This window comes from Aureliella helgolandensis, from assembly GCF_007752135.1.
Taxonomy (GTDB): Bacteria; Planctomycetota; Planctomycetia; order Pirellulales; family Pirellulaceae; genus Aureliella; species Aureliella helgolandensis.
On record NZ_CP036298.1, the window covers coordinates 3,736,934 to 3,758,483 of the forward strand.

The 21,550-nt window shown below is 55.0% G+C and carries 17 protein-coding genes; 4 read left to right on the forward strand and 13 right to left on the reverse strand.

Features of this window, described 5'->3' with window-relative positions:
- Position 1 precedes the first annotated feature (1 nt).
- On the reverse strand, positions 2 to 1,507 hold the full coding sequence (gene crtI / locus Q31a_RS13350) for a phytoene desaturase family protein (protein ID WP_145078412.1): 1,506 nt from the start codon (positions 1,505 to 1,507) through the stop codon (positions 2 to 4).
- A 131-nt stretch (positions 1,508 to 1,638) separates the two neighbouring features.
- Positions 1,639 to 1,986 (reverse strand): hypothetical protein, encoded by a 348-nt coding sequence (locus tag Q31a_RS13355; RefSeq protein WP_145078415.1) that lies wholly within the window; start codon positions 1,984 to 1,986, stop codon positions 1,639 to 1,641.
- Positions 1,987 to 2,707: 721 nt separating this feature from the next.
- On the opposite strand from Q31a_RS13355, the gene Q31a_RS13360 reads away from it, so the two are divergent.
- Entirely contained in the window at positions 2,708 to 3,565 is an 858-nt protein-coding gene (locus Q31a_RS13360; protein ID WP_145078418.1) for a fumarylacetoacetate hydrolase family protein, read from the forward strand.
- 649 nt (positions 3,566 to 4,214) lie between these two features.
- Here the strand turns inward: Q31a_RS13360 and Q31a_RS13365 are convergent.
- Positions 4,215 to 6,581, reverse strand: coding sequence for an FdhF/YdeP family oxidoreductase (locus tag Q31a_RS13365; protein WP_145078422.1), 2,367 nt, complete (start codon positions 6,579 to 6,581; stop codon positions 4,215 to 4,217).
- A 78-nt stretch (positions 6,582 to 6,659) separates the two neighbouring features.
- On the reverse strand, positions 6,660 to 7,505 hold the full coding sequence (fdhD, locus tag Q31a_RS13370) for a formate dehydrogenase accessory sulfurtransferase FdhD (RefSeq protein ID WP_231691190.1): 846 nt from the start codon (positions 7,503 to 7,505) through the stop codon (positions 6,660 to 6,662).
- 1,150 nt (positions 7,506 to 8,655) lie between these two features.
- On the opposite strand from fdhD, the gene Q31a_RS13375 reads away from it, so the two are divergent.
- Positions 8,656 to 9,507, forward strand: coding sequence for a sugar phosphate isomerase/epimerase family protein (locus Q31a_RS13375; protein ID WP_145078425.1), 852 nt, complete (start codon positions 8,656 to 8,658; stop codon positions 9,505 to 9,507).
- A gap of 610 nt (positions 9,508 to 10,117) precedes the next feature.
- On the opposite strand, the gene Q31a_RS13380 is transcribed toward Q31a_RS13375, so the two are convergent.
- The 7 genes from Q31a_RS13380 to sdhB form a co-directional block, all read right to left on the reverse strand.
- Entirely contained in the window at positions 10,118 to 11,155 is a 1,038-nt protein-coding gene (locus Q31a_RS13380) for a putative zinc-binding metallopeptidase (protein ID WP_145078428.1), read from the reverse strand.
- Positions 11,156 to 11,485: 330 nt separating this feature from the next.
- Positions 11,486 to 13,576, reverse strand: a complete 2,091-nt coding sequence (locus tag Q31a_RS13385) for a catalase (RefSeq protein ID WP_145078431.1) — start codon at positions 13,574 to 13,576, stop codon at positions 11,486 to 11,488.
- A gap of 241 nt (positions 13,577 to 13,817) precedes the next feature.
- Entirely contained in the window at positions 13,818 to 14,309 is a 492-nt protein-coding gene (locus tag Q31a_RS13390) for a YciE/YciF ferroxidase family protein (protein ID WP_145078434.1), read from the reverse strand.
- Positions 14,310 to 15,264: 955 nt separating this feature from the next.
- Positions 15,265 to 15,564 carry a hypothetical protein gene (locus Q31a_RS13395; protein ID WP_145078437.1) on the reverse strand — a complete coding sequence of 100 codons (300 nt, stop codon included), beginning with the start codon at positions 15,562 to 15,564 and terminating at the stop codon, positions 15,265 to 15,267.
- A gap of 703 nt (positions 15,565 to 16,267) precedes the next feature.
- Complete coding sequence (locus Q31a_RS13400; protein ID WP_145078440.1) at positions 16,268 to 16,993, reverse strand: DNA alkylation repair protein; 726 nt, start codon at positions 16,991 to 16,993, stop codon at positions 16,268 to 16,270.
- A gap of 1 nt (position 16,994) precedes the next feature.
- Positions 16,995 to 17,231, reverse strand: a complete 237-nt coding sequence (locus Q31a_RS13405; protein WP_145078443.1) for a hypothetical protein — start codon at positions 17,229 to 17,231, stop codon at positions 16,995 to 16,997.
- 459 nt (positions 17,232 to 17,690) lie between these two features.
- Complete coding sequence (sdhB, locus tag Q31a_RS13410) at positions 17,691 to 18,518, reverse strand: succinate dehydrogenase iron-sulfur subunit (protein WP_145078446.1); 828 nt, start codon at positions 18,516 to 18,518, stop codon at positions 17,691 to 17,693.
- Between the two features lie 104 nt (positions 18,519 to 18,622).
- Between sdhB and Q31a_RS13415 the strand changes: the two genes are divergently transcribed.
- Positions 18,623 to 19,072: a hypothetical protein gene (locus tag Q31a_RS13415; RefSeq protein WP_145078449.1), complete on the forward strand. Its 450-nt coding sequence runs from the start codon at positions 18,623 to 18,625 to the stop codon at positions 19,070 to 19,072.
- Between the two features lie 353 nt (positions 19,073 to 19,425).
- On the opposite strand, the gene Q31a_RS13420 is transcribed toward Q31a_RS13415, so the two are convergent.
- On the reverse strand, positions 19,426 to 19,761 hold the full coding sequence (locus tag Q31a_RS13420) for a cupin domain-containing protein (RefSeq protein WP_145078452.1): 336 nt from the start codon (positions 19,759 to 19,761) through the stop codon (positions 19,426 to 19,428).
- A gap of 3 nt (positions 19,762 to 19,764) precedes the next feature.
- On the reverse strand, positions 19,765 to 20,940 hold the full coding sequence (locus tag Q31a_RS13425; protein WP_145078455.1) for a cytochrome P450: 1,176 nt from the start codon (positions 20,938 to 20,940) through the stop codon (positions 19,765 to 19,767).
- A 257-nt stretch (positions 20,941 to 21,197) separates the two neighbouring features.
- Here Q31a_RS13425 and Q31a_RS30195 point away from each other — a divergent pair, with 257 nt between their 5' ends.
- On the forward strand, positions 21,198 to 21,368 hold the full coding sequence (locus Q31a_RS30195) for a hypothetical protein (RefSeq protein ID WP_197356802.1): 171 nt from the start codon (positions 21,198 to 21,200) through the stop codon (positions 21,366 to 21,368).
- Positions 21,369 to 21,550: the final 182 nt, after the last annotated feature.

A 21,550-nucleotide genomic window follows, 5' to 3' on the forward strand; every position in this document is an offset into this window, starting at 1 on the left:
GCTATCGCGAAGCTTCGCCTAAACCGAGCTGGGGGAGCAGCTGGCGACAGGTAATTCGCGAAGATTCATAGATAACGGGCAGCCCGCTGCCGGGATGGGTTCCCCCGCCCGTCAGGTACACGTTTTCTAGGTCTTCGAAGCGATTGTGGGGGCGGAGGTGCAGCATTTGTCGCAGGTTGTGTGCGAGATTGAAGGTGGCACCTCGGTACAATCCAAAGTCCTCCTCCCAGATCTGCGGAGTGATGATGCGTTCGGTAACGATGCGTTCGCGAACGTCCGACAGCCCCTCGCGTGCGAGTTGATCGAGGGTCAGCTCGCGGAACTTCGCGATGGTAGCCGCGTCCCATTGCACATTCTGATGCATATGGGGCACCGGGACCAACACGTACAGCCCGCTGTGCCCTGCCGGTGCCAGAGTGTCGTCGGTTACGCTGGCATTCTGAATGTAGAAGCTGGGGGCGTCGGGCAATTGGAAATCGGTTTCAATCTGCCGTAGATTGCGTCCGTAATCATCTGCAAGGTGGATGGTATGATGCGGTAGATTGTCGTACTGTCCGCGAATCCCGAGATACAGCATAAACGTGGAGCAAGAGAATTTCTTGCGGCTTATGCGTCGGTCGGTCCAACGCCGCCGGAGCGAGTCAGGAACTAAAGTTTGCATTGCCTGGGCGAAGTCGGCGTTGATGACGACGGCATCAGCGGGATAGCGGCCCCTATCGGTGATGACCTCGGTTGGTCGGCGTCCGGAGAATTGAAAACCTGTAACCGCTTCATCCAGTCGAATTTCGACTCCCCGCTCGCGGGCCAATTCTCCCATGCGTTGACTGACTTGACCACAACCACCTCGCGGATGGAACACCCCATGTTCGTATTCAAGGTACGAGAGGATCGAGAACAGGCTGGGGCACTTGAAGGGAGACATCCCCAGGTACTTCGATTGAAAGGAGAAGGCGATAGCCAGCCGCGGATCAACAAAATAGCTTTCGAGTTCGCGGCCCAAGGAACGCCACGGCTTCAAATACCGAGCCGCGTTTAGAAGGTCTTTGGAGAGTAGGTCTCTCCAGCTGTTGAAGGGAGACTCTAGAATGGGGCGGAAGTACTTGAGCTTTTGACGATTGTCGGTCAGGTAACGCTCAAAGGCTCCTTGATCGGCCGGTGAAATCTTAGCAATCTGGGCTTCCATGGCTGCGATGTCCGGCGTCGCATCCAATCGCTCCTTGCCACCAAAGCTGATGCGGTACTGCGGATCGAGACGTTGCATGGGGATCTCTGCTTCGAGATCAAGCCCGACCGATGCAAAAATTTCTTGCAACACGCGTGGGTAGAGAAAGAAGGTTGGCCCAATATCAAACTTGAACCCAGCCTGGGTGAAGGTAGCGGTTCTTCCTCCTACCCAGGCTTGTTTCTCTAGAATCGTGACGCGTGTGCCCGCGTGTGCCAACTGCAGAGCAGATGCTAGCCCACCGGGGCCAGCACCAACGATCACAACATGTGGGGGGGACGGCATCGTCGACATCTACTTCTTGACGGAATGGAACGGCTCAATCAACTGGGCATTCTAACCACCAAGTCAAGGCCGACCACCTCAAGCCGCATGGACTCCGGTCCCCGAGCTCCCTGGATGAGCTCAACCGAGCTCTAGATCTCGACTTCGCTCGTCTCGACTTGAGGGGCGGAAGTCGCATCCACCGCTTCTGGTGCAGCCGTACGCCGCCGTCGACGCTTGACCTTGGCACTGCTCCACTCCTTGGTTACCGTCTCAAAGACTTCAGGAGATTCGTAGCGGACGATGTTCTTGCCTTCGGGCAGCGGTCCGATTAGTCCACGAAACACCGGCATGCCCCGCAACTCTAGATCAGCACTGCTGTCATCCACTCCGATTTGCGTGTGCATCTGCAACAGTGGGTCGGTGGTTGGGAAATCGCGAATGCGAAACGAACCATCGCTACCACGGGTTACGATGCGAAATGTGTCCTTTTTGGGCATGTTTCAATTCACTCCATGGAGTACTAGGGGTTGAACGTTGTCGGCATTCAATTCAAAAACTATTCCTCAACCCTTGGAATGCAGAAAGTCGCTGCGTCTCCGAGGTCCATTCACGTAACTCATTGACGAAATTTCCATGACCAATCCATGGAGCTGCTAGGCAGCATGGTTCGGACGGCTGAGTCATCCGCTACTGAAGTGCATCGACGCTCCGCACACTCAAAGTGTTGCGATTCCCAATTGCGCCTTGCGTTAGGTAAGACACGCAGAACGTGCATCAGTGGCTCCCTTGGAACTACCGGCACAAGTGGTTCTTCAGCTCCATTGCATTGAGAATCTTCGGGGGGGGGCATTTGCTATTTACTAAATGCGCATCAATGCCCCAGAGCCCTGCGGTTGGTTGCCGATCCGTTGGTTACCGATCAGCGGGGGCCGGCAGTGGCAGGCTCAATTGCAACCCAGTTAGTACAGCCCAGGCAGACAGACGTCGAATAGTGATGCTCCGTTTCGTCATGGAGTGGAAACAACTCCAGCAACGCGCAACCGTCGGTTTCAAATTTGATGAAATTCTGTGAGGTCGGGTCGCTCCTGTTCTAGCGGCCATCCGGGGTGGGAGGTCGCGAATCGTCAACGTCCCACGGCAGGGAGCAAATGGATGTGGTAACCTATTGCTCGATTCCATTCCAATCTCTTCCTTTACCTTTAACAGGTGATGAATTCCATGTTTCAATTGATACGTTTCCAAGTTCCTGGGCAAGCTGAATCTTGGGGCATGCAGAGCGACGAAGGCATGCGGGATTTGGGGCGTAGTTTTCCTGAGGTCGGTACCTTGCTGGAAGCCATCGGCCAGTGGGATTCCCTGCGTCCAAGGATCGAAGCGGCGCTCAAGGATGCGCCCCTTGCTCCTGCTGGCGCCCGTTTACTGTGTCCCGTTCCTCCGCATGGCAAGACAATCTGCATTGGATTGAACTATCGGGATCATGCCCTCGAAAGCGGCATGGACATCCCCAGTGAACCCGTGGTGTTCAACAAGCTGCCCGGTGCCTTGTGTGGTCCTAACGACGAGGTGCCGCTGCCGAGCTGCAGTTCTAAAGTCGATTATGAAGCCGAGCTGGTCATGGTCATCGGCAAACGAGCCTGGCAAGTTAGCGAGGCCGACGCAGCTGACTACATTTTCGGCTACACATGTGGACACGATGTTTCCGCACGTGACTGGCAATTGGGGCGCCCCGGAGGACAGTGGTTGCTAGGAAAAAGCTTTCCGAACTTTGCACCGATCGGGCCAGCGATCGTGCCTTCGGAATTCGTGCCACAGCCAACAAATTTGCCCATCTCGCTGCGAATCAATGGAGAGACACTCCAAGATTCTTCCACGAAACAGCTGATTTTCAATCCGAATGAATTGGTAGCGTTTCTTTCACAGTGCTGTGTGCTGGAACCGGGAGACGTTATCTTTACCGGGACGCCTCCGGGAGTCGGGGCGGCTCGCAAGCCTCCACGCTTCCTGGCTGCGGGCGACGTGGTGGAAGTCGAGATTAAGGGGATTGGAGTACTCACCAATCGCTTTGTCCCAGGATGATGGAGAACACTCTGGCACATCGAGCTAGTCCTTTCAAAACCCTCGTGCAGGCGGGATCTGCTATCCCGCCGGTAGCACGGTTGCCCCAGACCGTGTACAGCCTCTCTTTCACGCGTTGAGAACCCAATTCTCCCGGTAGCATGGTCCCCCGGACCGTGTGCGTGCATCGTTACTCGTCCGCCACCAGCCACCAGCCACTAGCCAACCGCTGGTCGAAATCGCAACCCACAGCGTGACGGCTTGTGGATTCAAGACCGTTTGGGTTTTTACTGAGCGGTCGTACCTCTAATTGCCCTGTAGCGGCAGCCCTCGATCCTTGCTCACGCGGCGGGTAACATTTTCAACAGGCCGGTTAACAATCGAGAGGGAATTTGCTCGCGATCGAGCAATGGGGCTGCCAAATCGTCCGGCTCCTATCAACAAGCCGGTTGGCAATCGAGACGGAAATGACTGCTACGGATTGATCGGGTGTGAAACCTTGGCGGCAAAACGGAAAACGCTTTTGAATTGGCAAGATTGCCAGCATCGGGTACTTGTCCGCTAACCGTGGGCAAGCCCTCGGTGGCTGGTAGCTAGTACTCGAAAACCGAGGAAATCGACACACCTAGCACTCTCCATCCTTCGAGAAAGAAGTGCCCTAGTTTTCCTGCTACTTCCCCGCCGCCTTTTCGATGGTGACGGCGGTGTGTTTGAACGAGGGGCAATTGCTGGATGCGTCGGTGCTGCCCATTGGGATGAGCGGATTCGCTTCGGGGTAATACATGGCGACACACCGTCGCGGTATGGGGTACTCGACTGCTTGGAAATCAAGAAGGACCCGGGTTTCGCCTTGATGATGGCTGGTCACATTAATTTTTTCGCGAGCAGACAGTCCTAGCGCTTGCATGTCGGCGGCATTCATCATCACGACGCGCCGAGCGTTAAAAATTCCACGATAGCGATCATGTTTACCGTAGATGGTGGTGTTGAATTGGTCATGGCTGCGGACGGTTGTCATAGCGAATTGATTGGGCAATAGTGTCTCTTCGGGGACCGGGTTGACGGTAAAGTTGGCCTTGCCTGTGGGAGTGTTGAAGACCCGTTCTCGGGCTGCATTGGGCAGGTAAAAACCACCCGGTTGCCGCACTTTCTCGTTGTAGCCCTGGCAACCTCCGATGGTGCTGGCAATGCCGTCGCGGATCAAATCGTAGTTGTCTGCCCAGGCTCGCCAATCGTTCTTGGCGCGATCGCCCACGACGGCCGCCGCCATTTCGCAAATGATCGCAACTTCATTGCGTAAACCGCTTGCGGCTGGTTTCAATCTGCCCCTCGAGGACTGAACGACTCCCATGGAATTTTCGGTGCTTGTGAATTGTGCCTGCTGGCCGTCTGCAGTAGAGCTCTGCCGAAGGTCGACTTCCGTGCGACCCAAGCAGGGGAGAAGCAGTGATTGGGCACCGGCCACCAAATCGGCGCGGTTCAGCTTGGTGCCAATGCGGACGTTCAGCCGAGTTTTGGCGAGTCCCTCAGCAGCGAAACGAGTGTCGGGGAGCGCCATGAGGAAGTTACCTCCCAGCGAAACGAAGACGTCGATGTCTCCGCGATGCAGCGCGAGGGAGGTTCGTTGGGAATCGAATCCTGCGTGACGCGGCGGCTCAAAGTCAAAGACGGTTTGGAGTTGATCGAGCAGCGCTTGGGTGGGTTGCTCCCAGACGCCCATCGTGCGGTCGCCTTGGACATTGCTATGCCCACGCACGCAGCAGGGACCGGCGCCGGGTTTGCCAATTGCACCCCGCAGGAGCAGCAAATTCATCAGCTCGCAGACGTTCTGCGTGCCATTGGTGTGCTGGGTGATGCCTAGGCACCAACAGATGATGATTTTTTCCGTCGACCGCGTCCAATCAGCGGCGGTGCGAATCGATTCTCGGTCAATACCACTACGCTCGACCAACGTATCCCAATCGGCGGCGCGCAGATCGGTAAGCAATTCCTCAGCACCAGATGAATACTGGGCGATGAAATCATGATCAATCGCGGAGCCGGGTTGGGCATCATCCCACTCCAGCAACTGTTTCATGATGCCTTTCAGGAGCGGAATGTCGCCATTGATTTTGACTTGCAGAAACAAGTCGCACAGCTGAGTGGCAACGCCCAGCATGCCGCTGATCTCCTGAGGGTTCATGAAACCCATCAAGCCGGCTTCGGGCAGCGGATTGATCGCAATGATTTTCGCTCCATTGCGTTTCGATTCTTGAAGGGCGGTCAACTGCCGCGGGTGATTGGTGCCCGGGTTCTGGCCGAGGACGAAAACCAATTCGGCCTTGCCGAAATCTTCGAGCTTGACGGTACCCTTGCCGATGCCGATCATCTTGGTCAGGGCTCGGCCGCTGGATTCATGGCACATGTTGGAACAATCCGGCAAGTTGTTGGTGCCGTATTGCCGCGCGAACAATTGGTAGGCAAAGGCAGCTTCGTTGGTCGCTTTGCCGGATGTGTAAAAGGCAGCGCGGTCGGGCGAGGCGAGTGAGTGGAGTTCGTTGGCGATGACCGCATAGGCGTCTTCCCACGCAATGGGTTCATAATGTGTCGCCCCTGGGCGAAGGATCATGGGCTCCGTCAGCCGTCCCTGCTGTTCAAGCCAATAATCGGTGTGCGCAGATAGCTCTGCGACCGAGTGCTTTCGGAAGAAATCGGCCGTCACGGTTCGCGTATCGATTTCATGGGCGACCGCTTTGGCACCGTTTTCGCAGAAATCGAACGAGGATCGCTTGCCATCCGGATCGGGCCATGCGCAACCTGGACAGTCGAATCCATCCTTCTGATTCACTTGCAGGAGGGGCAGCGTGCCGCGGACCAAACCTGCCTCACCCCAAGCGTAGCGCAAGCTCGTGACTACCGCGGAGAGTCCAGACGCCTTCTGCTTGGGAGGTTTTTGAGTAAGGTCATCACCGGAATCATCGGGTAACAACCAAATTTCGCCATGGGATGTTGGGATCGGGGAGGCAACAACATTGGGAGTCGCAGGTATGCCGGACATGACGGTTCTTCCGTGGAAGCGCAAGTTGAGGTTGGTTGGGGATCGTTTTACAATTGGGGGACCGGAAATTGGACGTCACTACAAGATCCGATTCGAGTCGTTGTAGACGTTGAATCGGTCCGGTTTGGCGAACCCAACTAGCGTCATGCCGTGGCGTTGGGCTAGCTCAATTGCCAAGCTTGAGGGAGCTCCCACAGCAATCACGATCGGAATGCCAACCACCAAAGCCTTCTGCACCAATTCGAAACTAATCCGACCACTCAAGACGAGCACCGATTGGGGAAAAAGTTGAGCGTCCTTTAGCCACTGCCCTCCAATGAGTTTGTCGAGTGCATTGTGCCGGCCAACGTCCTCTTCGACTTCCAGCAGGTTGCCTGAAGTTTCAAACAAACCACTCGCATGAAGTCCACCCGTGCGCTCGAAAAGAGATTGTGCGGTTCGCAGTCGTTCTGGAAGCTGCCCCAACAAATCGGCTTGGATGGTGGGCATGCCGCTTTGCAGCGGAGTTTGGATTTGTACGCTGACGGCGTCGATTGACGCTTTGCCGCAGACTCCACAGCTACTGCTGGTATAAAAGTGCCGCTGTAGCCTGTCTAGATCAAGTTGCAGTCCCGCGCGAAGTTTGACCCGAACCACAGAACCGCTGCGGCAGACACGCGTCGCTACGACATCCTCCTGACGCTGTAGTATTCCCTCGGTAACTAAGAAACCAATCGCCAGTTTCGCATCTTGGCCTGGAGTGCGCATCGTGATCGAAATCGCATGCTCATGGGGCTTGCCGCTTTGGTTGGCAATAATGCGTATTTCGAGCGGTTGTTCAATCGCAATATCGTCCAGTTCGCTACACATGGCGTTATGGCGAAAACGCTGCACCGAAAACTCTCGAATTCCCGCGGGCGGTTCAGTGTTGCTCATAGAACTCATGGCGGTTCGATCTCTTTAGTGGACGGTGTTCGCCGCCAATGAATTTCGTGAAACTTAGATACCTGTCCCGAGCATTGGCCCCTCAAACTCATCGTTGCAGCAACCGCAAGTAAATTGCTTGCCAGGCTACCGATGGGAGCTGTGCCGCCTTGCCCTCCGAAACCGTATTATGGAACGCGCCAGCAATTGTGTGGTTGGCCGAATCGACAAGCCGTTTTGTGCGGGGCCCCTAATCCTGACGCCGCCAATTCCCAGCCCCACTAGCCCGAGCCGCTGGGAGTTTCCATTTACTCTGACGCAACGCGCTGTTTCGAGCGAGCAATCCTGCGCGAGGTAGGAGCCAATCGACTCCGACAACTGCCGCAGAGACTGCAGTGCGCAGTATAAGGGATCACAGCTTTCGGCAGCACCACAGCACTGAAATCCAAAGCTTGGGGCAAACTCGAAAGTATAGCGGTTTTATTTAGCAATTGACTACCCAGCAGCGGCTATCGAGCGGGCGGGAGTGAGCTAGAAATCGGGGTGTAGTGTACCCTAAGAGGGGTGGGGTGTCTTCAGGGATTAGCTTCTTGGGGGGCGGCGTACAGCCTGGTGTCCAGGCGGAGAATCGGATCGCGAGTTGACTTGCTGGGATGCCTGGGGAGTGGCGGGCGATGCGAAGTTTGGTCCAAGATCGAGGGGCCAGGAAAGCTTGAATCGTGCCAGACCAGATCGCCTTAACATCTCGGTGGAAGTTCAGAAGGACCGCTGGGCGACTCTCTCGACTCTAGTGCGGGAAATCGCCCGCGACAACTCCAACTCCAACTCCCTCGAACGCGCTGGGGCGGATTGGGGAGGCGGATTGGGGACACAGTTGCGTTCGCATTTGCAACCGCTGATTAGGAAATTAAGGGGGCCAGGCAGTCTGCGGAGTCCCACTGCGCAATTTTTCGAGGTCGCTCCTGAGAGAAATTCTTAGTGCAATTTTCCATAGTAGCTCGACGTCCAGAATTGATAAAATATCCTCGTTGCCACCGAGTTTCTTGCGACTCGTCGAGTTACACTGTATCGCAAGCTGAGAAGCTGTGGCGGCGAAGGCTCCGTTCTTGCCGTGCAACCTCTCCGCTACCCCCTGCAACACTCCGACCTCCACCCCATAGGATTCTCTCTCATGATGCACCACGTTTCTCGCCGATCTTTTCTGGCAGCGACAGCCGCCGTCGCCGCAGCTTCTCGCATGGCTTCGCAAAATGCGTGGGCCGCTGCACCAGCCAGCGGTTTGCAATTAGGGATTCAGCTGTATTCTCTGCGGAATTATGACGTCGATGCTGCGTTAAAGCATGCTTCGGACGTTGGGTTTAAGCAGGTTGAATTCTACAGCGGGATGTTGCCCATCAATGCAAGTGCCGAGCAGTTGGCGGAAGTCAAGCAGAAGGTTGCGGATCTGGGGATGACCATTTCCGCGCACGGCGTCAATGCGTTCAATCAGAACGAAGCCGCCAATCGCAAGATTTTCGAATTTGCGAAGGCTTTGGGCGTTAAGAATATTTCAGCAGACCCTTCGCCCGAGTCGTTTGCGCAGTTAGATGAGCTCGTCCAAGAGTTCGATATCCGGATTGCAATTCACAATCATGGACCGCGCCATCGATACAATCGCGTGATCGATGTATTGCGCGCGATCGAGAATCACGACGAGCGGATTGGCGCTTGCGCTGATTTGGGACACTTCATTCGATCGGGGGAGAATGCTACCGAAGTCGTAAGGCTGCTCAAGGGACGGTTGTATGGCGTCCACTTGAAAGATTTCGCAGAGATGCAAGACAAGACCGAGGGAGTCATTCTCGGTAAGGGGCATTTGGATGTCGCGGGCGTGATCGACGCTTTAATCGCCGTCGACTTCCCCTCTGACGGCGCGTTGTCGCTTGAGTACGAAGAGAATCCCGAAGATCCGATCGCAGACATCACCCAATGTTACAAAATTGCTGCGGCAGCCATTGATAGCGCCAATCAAGCCCGCAGCTAGTCGGGCTGTTGATTTAATAGCAATTTGAATTTTAACGCGGCGGTAGCATCCTTAATTGACTTGTAGCGGAGATTACCTTTCCTTGCTCACGCGGCGGGTTACTATTTCAACAGCCCGTGACGCGGCGGGTTAATATTTCAACAGCCCGTAGTGCGGGAAGATATCGCTCCTGTCAGACTAGAGTCGATCCTACCCCGCGGGATGGACGACTCGGGGGAGCTAGGGCCGCCGCCGTTGTACCGTCTAAGCCGGAATTCGTGCGCGGCAGCCTCGCTCAGCAGGCTGGTTGCACTCCTGTAGTGCTAATGATTCTACTGGTTGATGACCGTTGAAGTACTTTACGACGCATCGATCAACTAGGTCTCTGCTCCGTCGCCCCCCGCGGGGACCCAAACGCCCCTGTTGGGAATCGCTCTGCGAATTGGGGTATGAGCCCAGAGGCGAAAATTACGGCGTCGTGTCCACACGCTTGCGAAGGAGGCTAAGTTCACCGATGCTTTCTGCGAGCGTAAATGCAGTAGCCCACCCGCTCTTTCTATTGCCGAACGCAAAATCACTCGCCAGTCGTTGGCAACTCGCACCCCTTTCTCAACGGCTACCACGAACTTGGTCAAACGGCGTGTGAAGAGGCTATTTCGGGACTCAGTTCCTTACTTCGCAATGCATGCACGTAGTTCAGTTTGGTGAGCACTGCTTTGGGAAGTTTCTCGGGTAACAGCGGTTGGAGTCCCAGGTCGAAATTGTATTCGCTAGCTTCGATTACGATCTTGAGGACTTCGCGGACCAAACCCCCGACATCCGCTTGGGGAGAAAGGTCAAAGTTCGCACGTCCCTGATCGTTGGCGGTCGATGCAATCGCCATGATGTCGAGATAAACATTGACGGTTTCCGCAAAGTCCTCCCAGGGATGCATGGTTGCGTATTGGCTGACAAAGGAGGTTGCCCAATCGGCCGGCGCACCGTTGGCATAATGGTTCTGCATTGCTTGTTCATAATCAACTGCAAAGGGATCCCCAAAGAGGTCGTGATAATCTTTCAATGCCACTCGGCTTGCAAAACTCCAGTCGATGTAATGCCCGATCTCGTGCCTCAAATGGCCAATGAGCGTTCGCTGCGGTTCGCCGAGCCGCACGCGAAGCGATTCGCGTTGCACGCTGTCGGCCTCCACCATATTGATCACGACCACGCCGTCCTCGTGCCCTGTGAACGCTTGGTGAACTTTGCCATCGGAATCGATCCTGTCCTCCAGAAATTCAAAGCGTAGTGGATGAGTCTCCTGGAGGTTGCCGACGAAAGGAGGCATGCCCAGATGCTGAAGTTGTACGAGCAATTGACGCTTTGCCGTTTCGAGAGCCGCCCAACGAGGTTGTGCTTCCGGCGCGGACAGATCTGGGATGACGGTGGTGAACTCGCACCAGTGACAGAGCGATCCGGCGCTCGAGTTGAATGAATTGCAGACGCCATACGATTGATTCAAACAGCGATGGGCGACCGATCCGCATCGATCGCAGCTTAACTGCTCTGCCTCACCTTGGAAGCTTGCTAAACTGCCGCAAGAGGTGCATCTTCCCAGCACTGACTGACAACCGACGCAGACGCTGTTATTAAAATAGATGCGGTTGCCGCAGCGACATTTGCTTGTCTTCATTTGTATTCGATCTCAGTAAGTGAATTGTAGCCTGGCACAGGCTGTGTCCCGGCATGTCCAACGTCCCCGCTTGTCCAACGCGGGCAATTCTCTGCAGCAACTTCTCCCGAAGTGCCGGCGTCTTTAGCGGCAATTGACTGGGCGCGGGGCTTCCCCATACCGACCCACTGCAACCTGCTGCAAACCGTGCACAGCTGGCGCACTGCGGATTTATGGGGCCTCCCGCACGTGCGACCGTCTGCTTGTCGGCAGTATGGGTAGACCGAAAACCGCTTCCCTGACTCAGCACTAGCGGAACTCGGAACTCGGGCCGTGGACTTCCGCAGCGCCTTAGCGGACTTTGGACTCCCGGTCCCAGATCCGATGCATTTTGGCTGCCTCGATGAAATCGTCGACTTTACCTTTTGCCAGTTCGAGGACTCCCGGTTCATTGTCGAACGGCACGGAGCCCTTCTCAAAGAGTGGCCGGGATTCGGCTGTGAATCCGACTACCTTCAAGTGTGCATAAGCATCGCGAACCCAGTCAGTGGCAGACGCCTGTTCCGCCAGCGAGGGGACCTGTGACGATTCCGGTGCGATGATGACGCAATCAAACATGCAGGAGGGAGCTCCGTCGAGGAAGTGATCAGGGTGTAATTCCTTTCCTTTGCTATCCTCGGTTGTTCCGATCTTGGGAGCGATAAGCTCCACCGTTGCCTGTTCGGCTTTGGCTGCCTTCTTAATCGCAGCGATGAGAGTTGCGTCGGATCCGTTGGTGACCAGAACGCCAATCTTTTTCCCCGCGATTGATTTTGGAGCGACCGAATATTGCGACAGCGGCTTGGATGGCTGCGTCTCCTTACAGGGAACATGAGGCTTCAGCTTCTCAGCTTGGCCCGACATACCCAACTTGTTGCCCACCACGTCCGCCAGCGTTGGGTCGATGTTCTGCAAGTGCCCCAGCATCCGCCTGCGAATCTTGGCTTCGTTGCATTTGCCGAGTTCAAACGCGAATGCATTTGCCAGGTGTCGCTGTTCAGGCTCCGTCAGTGAAGTGAAGAACAGCTTCGCTTGCGTATAGTGGTCCGCGAAACTCTCTGGTCGGATGCGCAGCTTGGAACCTGCCTCTGCCGCTGGATACGAATGAAATCCGTGGGTTGGGTTTTCGCGAATACTGCCATCGTCCAGACTATTGGGGTCATTCGCCACTTGGCCGTTCGGTACTTGCATTTGCATGTGACCGTCCCGTTGGAAATTGGCGAAAGGGCACTTCGGTTGGTTGATGGGGATCTGGTGGAAGTTCGGGCTGCCGAGTCTTGAAAGCTGGGTATCTAGATAGGAGAACAACCGACCTTGCAGCAGCGGATCGTTGGAGAAGTCGATGCCGGGAACCAGGTGCGAGGGACAGAAGGCAACTTGCTCGGTCTCTGCAAAGAAGTTGTCAATGTTTCGATTGAGAACCATTTTCCCGAGCGGCTTCAGTGGAACCAGCTCTTCAGGAATGAGTTTGGTGGGGTCGAGGACATCAAAATCGAATTCATTTGCCTCGTCTTCCGAAAAGGCCTGTACCGACAGTTCCCATTCGGGGAAATCACCGCTTGCGATAGCGTTGAATAGGTCGCGACGGTGAAAATCGGGATCCGCTCCGCCAAGCTTAACGGCTTCGTCCCAAATCAATGAGAACGTGCCCAGAGAGGGACGCCAATGGAATTTGACAAACTTCGCTTCACCACGCTCGTTAATCATGCGGAAGGTATGGATACCGAACCCCTCCATCATGCGAAGGGAGCGGGGGATGCCACGGTCAGACATTACCCACATCAGTGTGTGCATCGCTTCGGAGTTGAGTGATACAAAATCCCAGAAGGTGTCATGCGCGGATTGTGCTTGCGGAAACCCCTTATTGGGCTCCGGTTTTACAGCGTGGATGAGGTCCGGGAACTTGATCGCATCTTGAATAAAGAAGACCGGGATGTTGTTTCCAACCAAGTCGTAGTTGCCTTGGCTGGTGTAAAATTTGACCGAAAACCCTCGCACGTCACGCGCAGTATCGAACGATCCCGCGCTGCCCGCGACGGTTGAAAAGCGGCAGAAAACCGGCGTCTTCGTCTGCGGAGTATTGAGGAAGGCGGCTTGAGTTAAATCGGAATTTCCCTCGTAGGCTTGAAAATATCCGTGAGCAGCATAACCACGTGCATGGACGACTCGCTCGGGAATGCGTTCGTGGTCAAAGTGCGTGATCTTTTCACGAAGAATGAAGTCTTCGAGGAGTTGTGGGCCGCGTGGTCCGATCGAGAGTGTGTTCTGGTTGTCCGCAATCGGTAACCCTTGATTCGTCGTCAAGCATTCGTTTGAGCTGACGGATTGATGCAATTCGCCTCCGCTACCGGCCTGAGACATAATTCGAACACTTTTCTTCTTCGAAGTACTTTTCTTATTCATGTTGGGACAACCGTTCTATCTGTATTCTACTGAGCAATTAGCTGACTGGTTCTTCGATGCAGATCGCCACCAGCGTTCCAACAAGATTGACACTCGCATTCGGTCGGAACGCTGGCGAGTCGCGTTGGGGGAGGTTTCGACATGAATACGCACGCGAGAGATAACCTCAATCCTCGCCAGAGTCGCACGTATCTGATATGTAGGTGGCCTTCATTGCCACGCGGCACTCAATGGACCTAACTCAAGCCATTGCGGCCTTATTGGCTGCTTTACTTAGCTTGGTCAGCCCCTCGTCGGTCTTTTCTTCTTCATCGAGATTCTCCCCCAGGCATTGTTTGGCTTGGGAGTATCCGAGTTGGTCAGCCCACGTACAGAGCGTGCCGTAGGTAGCGATTTCGTAGTGCTCGACCTTCTGTGCCAATGCGATCAAGATAGCATCCATTACTTCTGGATCAGCTTCCTCTTTCATCATCGATTCAGCTTCGGTAATGAGACCTTTCATGGCTTCACAAGTCTTCGACTTGGCAGCTTTACCGGTCTCCTCGAACGCCTGTTCAACTCGCTCGACTTGCTTTTTGGTCTGCTCAAGGTGCTCTTCAAACGCTGCGGTCAGCTTCTCGCACGACGCCTTTTTCGCCATCTTGGGGATCGCCTTGAGTAATTGCTTCTCGGCGCTGTACATATCTTGAAGCTCATCGTAGAAAGCGTCAGCCAGGGTTTTCAGCTTGGACATGTCGGTCCCATTCTTTAAGAAGTAGAGGTGGATTAGAGCAAAAACGTTCGCTCGACACGAGCATTTACAGAAGCACGTCGTGTGCCAATTTTGAATAAGCGACGGTTGTTGCAAATCCACAGGTGCCCAAGACTCCTAGCCCCCAGCGTTCTCGACCAAAAAACGCGAACGCGGCCTCTCACGACCGCAGCGAGGGGCGGAGGGAGTGATAAGGTGTCGCTCAAGTTGGTGGATTATCGAGCAGGACAAAGTACGCAATGGTCGATCATCGTGACCTCTGGTGCGCGGGCTCAAGGTTTGGGCGCGTCAGGTCGAATGCTCTATAATTGCCGAATGCGTGTTAATTCAGAATGTTAGCGGACCACGACTTGCGATCATCCGCTTCCTAATCGGCTGAAGTGGTCGGCGTTGCATGCAGTCGACGTTGATCCAATGTGCTGCTGGTGAACCGTATGAGCCGTGGGCTGCAACGGTAGCGAGGAATCGTGCCATGACACGCCACGAGCCGGGCTGTTGATCTTTGTAGCAATTTGAATTTTCGCGCGGAGGTTGCGTCCGCAATTGCCCTGTAGCGACAACCTTCTTTCTTGCTCACGCAGCGGGGGCCTATTTCAGCAGCCCGTGAAGCGGCGGTTGACGCTGCCTGGTGGTTGAGGAAGGACGTGAAGGAGCGGATGAAATACTTCGCATTGGTGATCTTGCTTGGTATTAGTCCTCACCGTTGAGTTTGGAAGAGGGCGAATCTGGTGTAGTAGAGAATGTTGTTGGCAGGAAGATGTTGGCAGGAAGATGTTGACAGAAAGATGTTGACAGAAAGATGTTGACAGAAAAATGGAGGCAGGAAGATAGCTGGAGTATTTCATCTTCCTGCCTCCATTTTGCTGTCAAAATGTCCGCCTGGATGCTTCGAGCTGATCACGAATGCCTGCAACTTGCAGAATCCAACCTGAAGCGGCTATTGATTCATTAGCCATTTCAATTTCAGCGTAGTGGTTGCGTCGGCAATGGCCCTGTAGCGAGAACACCTTTCCTTGCTCACGCGGCGGGTTGCTATTTCAACAGCCTGTGAGGCGGTGGGGGCGGGGAGCTGCCTGCTGCCTGAGAATGGTCGCGAACGAGCGGCTGAAATGCTTCGCAGTGGTGCGCTTGCTTGGTATTGCCCCTCGCCGTTGAGTTTGATTGGGGGCGAGGCTGGTGCAGCACAGAGTGTTGCTGGCAGGAAGATGTTGGCAGGAAGATAGCTGGAGTATTTCATCTTCCTGCCTCCATCTTCCTGTCAAAATGTCCGCCTGGATGCTTTGAACCAATCACGAATTCCTGCAACTCCCAATCCAACCTGAAGCGGCTATTGATTTATTAGCCATTTCAATTGCAGCGTAGTGGTTGCGTCGGCAATGGCCCTGTAGCGACAACACCTTTCCTTGCTCACGCGGCGGGTTGCTATTTCAACAGCCTGTGAGGCGGTGGGGGGCGGGGAGCTGCCTGCTGGTTGAGAATGGTCGCGAACGAGCGGCTGAAATGCTTCGCAGTGGTGCGCTTGCTTGGTATTGCCCCTCGCCGTTGAGTTTGATTGGGGGCGAGGCTGGTGCAGCACAGAGTGTTGCTGGCAGGAAGATGCTGGCAGGAAGATGTTGGCAGGAAGATGTTGACAGAAAGATAGAGGCAGGAAGATAGAGGCAGGAAGATAGCTGGAGAAATTTATCTTCCTGCCTTCATTTTCCTGTCGGCATGTCTGCCTGGATGCTTTGAACCGATCACGAATGCCTGCAACTCAAAATCCAACCTGAAGCGGCTGTTGATTCATTAGCCATTTCAATTTCAGCGTAGTGGTTGCGTCCGCAATTGCCCTGTAGCGACAACACCTTTCCTTGCGCACGCAGCGGGTTACTATTCCAGCAACCCGTTGCCCGGTGGGAGGTTTGGGACGATAGCTTCGGTTTCTGGAACCTACGAGGGGCTCACCGATGCATCCATTTTGCGCGGACTTCTTTGGACAACTTTTCAATCGAATATCGCAACATCGTTCGCGGCATTACCCTCGCATACTTCTTCAGGAAGTTTTCCAACTGGGATGGATCGCGCTTGCCCATTTCGCGGAGCATCCATCCAATGGCCTTGTGCATCAGGTCGTGAGTGTCGTCCAGCAAGTGTTCTGCTAGGCGGAGAATCTCAGTGAACTCTTGCTTGCGAATCAACGGAAACGTGGCAAGCACCGCCACTCGGCGTTCCCAGAGCACTTGACTGGCACCGAGTCGCTCTAGAACATCGCGCTCACTCGGGTGCTCAACTAACCAAGCCCCCAAGATTTTGGGGGCTGTGGAGTCGACGAGATCCCAGTTGTTGACGGCCGTGAGGTTTGCCAAATAGAACTCGACGATGATCCGGCAGTCGGAGACGCGAGTGGGATTTTTGGGCTTTGCTGCTTGTTCAAATTGATCCACCAGGATCAGGAGGCCGGTTAGACGACACTCATGCCATGGCGAGGCCAACAGCTTCTCGATTTCGTTTGTTGGCAGTTCACGAAATTGCCGAGCGATCTTTCGCTGGTCTGGCACCGTGCAACCCAGCAACCGATCGCCTTCGCCGTAGCCGCCAGGTACGGCTTGCACGAACCGCTCCAACGAGGCCGCTCTCTCGCCGCATGCCAACGCACGCAGCGATGCGTAGACCTGTTTCGCCGTCATTCTAGCGTCTCCGAGTGCCAGCTCGCTTGAGTCCCTTGGTGACAAATTCGAAGGCTTCTACAGGCTTGTAGTTTTCGAGAACATCGAAGAAGCAGGCGAGAATGTGTTTGGTTTCTGCCACGTTGAGTTTGACGCCGCGCTTGTTGGCGAGAACGGCGACTTGGTTGTAGATGTCGCTAAGTGTGGCGGACTTGGGAGCAGTGGTCGACTTTTTCGTGGTTGCTTTCTTCTTGGCCATAATGGATTTCTTGCATTCTTGTTGAAATTGAGGGGAGAGTTTCCTGGTGACAGTTTTAACTGCTGAGCGGAAGATTGAGAATGCTAGCGCATGTTCCGGTTTGGACGACTCGAAGATGGCGTCGGCAAAGCCAGCGATCGACCGGAGAATTCGCTGGAGCGCATCAGAATAGTCCCGGGAGTGTGGGATCCATAAGCGAAGCCCCTAATTTGTGGAGCTCACCTTACCTCTCTTAAAAAGCGGCCCGAGAGAAGGTGCGACGTTGGGCGAGGAGTCGCGGTGCATCTCCTGTGAGAAGCTAGCCAGCATCGTGGGGCGGCAACACCGCAGAGTAGGTGGAAAGCGTGGCCCGGTCCGTTCTGAGGCAGACAGCCGCTGCACCACAAGCGTTTGCCTTAAGAAGCGAAGGATGGTCGGTTAGAAATCCATACCTCAGCGATTGAGGCCCAGCGGACGTGGCTAGCCGTCAAAGAGCTTCTTGATACTGTGGAGCGTCGCCGCTCGGTTCGCCCGTCCCCAGGAATGCATCAGCGGAATCTCTTTGGGGCAGACCGCTTGGCAGTTGCCCGCATTGCCGCAATTTTGGATTCCACCCGGCGCGATCATCGCTTCGACGCGTTGGGGGGCGTGTGATTGACCGGTCGGATTCGCATTCATCAACACCGCTTGGCTCATGGCAGCGGCGCCAATGAAGTGACGATCGAGCTCTGCATCGCGACGTTCTTCATAAGCCTCCGCCGACTCGCCATCTAGGCGGTAGACCGTAACTTCTTGGTACTGGGGACAGGCTTCCAAACAACAGCCGCAACTCATGCATTGACTCAGCGGGTAGTTCTGTTCCTGTTGGGCGGGAGACTGCCGCGGGCCGGCTCCCAAGTCGTAGTAGCCATCCACGGGAACCCAGCACTGCAGCTTTTCCAATGCCCTGAAAACCCGATAGCGATCGACGCACAGGTCACGCACGACCGGGAATTTGCTCATCGGGCGGAGTTCAATTCCGGTCGGATTCTCCGTGAGCAATTGATCGACGAGCGCCGAGCATGCTTGCCGCACTTTGCCATTGATACGCATCGTGCACGAGCCGCAAACCTCTTCCAAGCAACCCGAATCGTAGGCGATTGGGGCTACCCTAACACCGTCGGCCGTGGTGGGATTGGCAGCGATGCGTTGCAGCAAACTAGTGACGTTCAATCCCGGTTCGTGATCCAAGAGGAAGGTTTGCCAATAGGGCGGCTGCGAGGGGTGATTTTGACGTTCGATACGAACCGCGAATGAGGTTGGCGACATGGAATCTACCGATAGCCAGAGCTGTGTGAAACGTGCACCTGTTGGTGTACAATACTCAAGCGTTGTTGAGATGTCCAGTATGGCCTGAGGTTGGGAAGCAAAAGATGAATCAACCAAACACGATCTTTGATATTTTGGTGATGCTAGCCGACTACCACCGGCAGCGAGCAGCGCAGTACGAGAAGCTGGGCGTTGCAAGTGAAGATCCGAGAGCAAAAATTTTGTTGGAGCGCCTAGTCGAGTTGGAAACGCAGTCGATGAAAGTGATCCAGTCCGAGATGCAGCACATTACGCCGGACCACTCGACTTATCTGCTCTCCGGTCCGAAGCTGAGTGTCGCTGCGCTTCACGCCTCCGAGTGCTGTTGTGCGGGCGAACCGAATTTTCAAGAGACGCTCGCTTGCGCCCTGACGTCGGACGGACGAGTCGATGAATTGCTGGATCGAATTGAGGACTGTAGCGCCGCACCCTCCGTTCTGGAACTAGCCCAACGTCTACGGGAGTTGGAGCATACGAAAGTTCTGCAGATTGCAAAATTCACGCGAGAGGATTGACGGTATAGCCATCGAGCAAGACCGCGCAGGTGAAGGTCGAGTCGAAAGTTGCATCCTTGGGGATCGAAATGCTCGCATCGCTGTAGCAGTGACGCAAGCATCTACTGGGAATTAACTACCTTTCCCGCTGCGGGCAGCGTGTGTGCCAGTACTCATTGAGCGCGCATCACCCTCTCGCTGTAGTGTTTCCAACACGCGATTGGGATGGTGCATCTTTTTCCTTGTCGCGTTCGTCGGTACTGGGGCGGCGGTCGGCTTTCGCAAACCATGAGGGCTGAGCCCATCTGAGCCCCACTAAGCCCGGTCGGAGAGCTTGAGGGTTGACGCGATAGGCCCAGCCTGAGACGCGGACGCTAATGCGTTTTATTGAGGATCAGGGTAACCAACACTGAGGAGTCTGTGAGGGCTTCGACCGCGTGGGGTTGGGCGGCTTCGAGGTAAAGCAAGTCTCCGGCGGTCATCTCATGTGTGGTTTCACCGACTGAGAACTTGACGCACCCTTCCAAGCATTGAACTGTGATTTCTCCGGGCGCCTTATGCTCGGCAATCTGCTTGCCGGCGGGAAGCACAAGTCGTATGGCTTCCATCACGTCAGTCTTGAACAGCGTGTGCGTTTTGAGGCTGCCAATCTGGGCGCCGAGTGGTTGCAAATGGATGATTTCGGCAGGGGGAGCATGGTTAATAGCCATCGTTTAGGTCTCGATTTGCAGGTGAATAGGGATGGACGCATAGCCGCTCTCCGGATCGGTTGCCGGCACGACTGTCGCCTGGGGTTGGAAACGAAATGATTGGGTGTGTGCGAATAATTCTTGCAGGAAGACTCGCATTTCCATACGCGCAAGTGGTGCGCCGGGGCAGACATGGATGCCGGCGCCGTACAGCAGGTTGTCTTTCGGGTCGCGATCGAACTTTACGGTGCCCGCATCCTCGAACACCGACTCATCGCGGTTCGCGGAGATCCAGTTCAAGTAGATGCGCTCACCGGCGGCTATGGAATGCTTGTCAAGTTTCACTGGACAGGTGGTCACGCGGCGGTTGCCATGCAATGGATTGTGAACTCTCAAAATTTCATCAATCGCGGCAGGCAATAACGAGGAATCGCGACGTAGGGCCGTTTGATGCTCCGGATGCACAGCGAGGTGATGGATCAAAATACCAATCGACGCCGATATCGTGCCCACTTCGCCGACCGTCCAGTTTCGCAGGATGCTGGAGATCTCCTGGTTGTTGAGCTTCCGCCCGTCAACGCGCTCGTGCATTAAAGCCGCGGTAAGGTCGCTGTCTGCTTTCGATTTGGAGTCGCGTCGTTGCCTGAGTTGCTTTTCGATGAGCAAATCTAACTCGCACGCCAGCGCCGCAAGAACTTCGCGATCAGCCCGGCGGGTCGCATCGTGATGAGCGTCAACCCAACGGACAAGAGTTTCGTGTAGGCTAAGCGGCCAGCCTAAGAACGCACATTGAATTCGCGCTGCAAACGGTTTGGCTAAGGCCCCCATGGCCTCAACGGCACAGCCGCGATGGATATTTTTGACGACCAGTTCAGAGGCGACGATTCGGCAGGTCGGCTCAAAGGCATCCATCCGGTCGTGATTGAAGTACGGTTCGATGATCTGTCGGTAGGTGGCGTGTTCAGGCGGGTCCATGCCATTGGGGACTGAGATGTGCCGAGATACTAGGTTGCTGTACGTTTCATGATCGTGGAGAATTCGCCTCACATCGGCATGCCGAAACACGGACCATCCATGACTTTCGCTGTAAGCCACCGGACAACGGCGTCGCATCGCATCGTATGCGGCGACTTGATCAGTGTCGCCTGGATCGGATGCAGAGGCCCAATCGCGCGAGTTTTCTGAAGAATTCGTATTCATTGGCTTACGCAGAAAAGATGTTGGCCGGTACGCAGGAGTAAACGATGGCTCGCAACTGCAATACCATAAACCATCGGATCACTGTAAGAAAAAATCTATTTGATGTAACTGGCTTTCGGGCACGCCCGCGAACACTTTTTCAGGGCCCGTCTTGGAAGCCGCTTGAACGGCCGGAATGGTGTTGGCCTCGTGCTGCTTCTTTGTGGTCTTCGTGCTGCTTGCATGGATTGGGCGTCGTAAAGTTGGTTGCGAACGCATTGATCGTATTCATCGCCGGGACGAAGAATGACAGTGAATCCGTTCTGCACTACGAAGTATACCAATTGCTCACCGTCGGCTCGGGTGATACCGACTGCGGACGCCCAACACGAATTCCCAATGCGTTTGGCGAATCGCTGCTTACCGATGTCTTGATCGATGCAGTATAACATTCCAACCTTGTTGACGTAGTAGACCAGCCAGCGAAAGCGAGTGGTGGGGGAGTCGTACGAATTTTCCGCTCGGCTCCCCAACGAACTTTACAGCCCGGCTGGCAGTGAGGCTGGTGCAGCACACAGTCTCGTGCAGCACAGAGTGTTGTTGCCAGAGTGTTGTTGCCAGGAAGATGTTG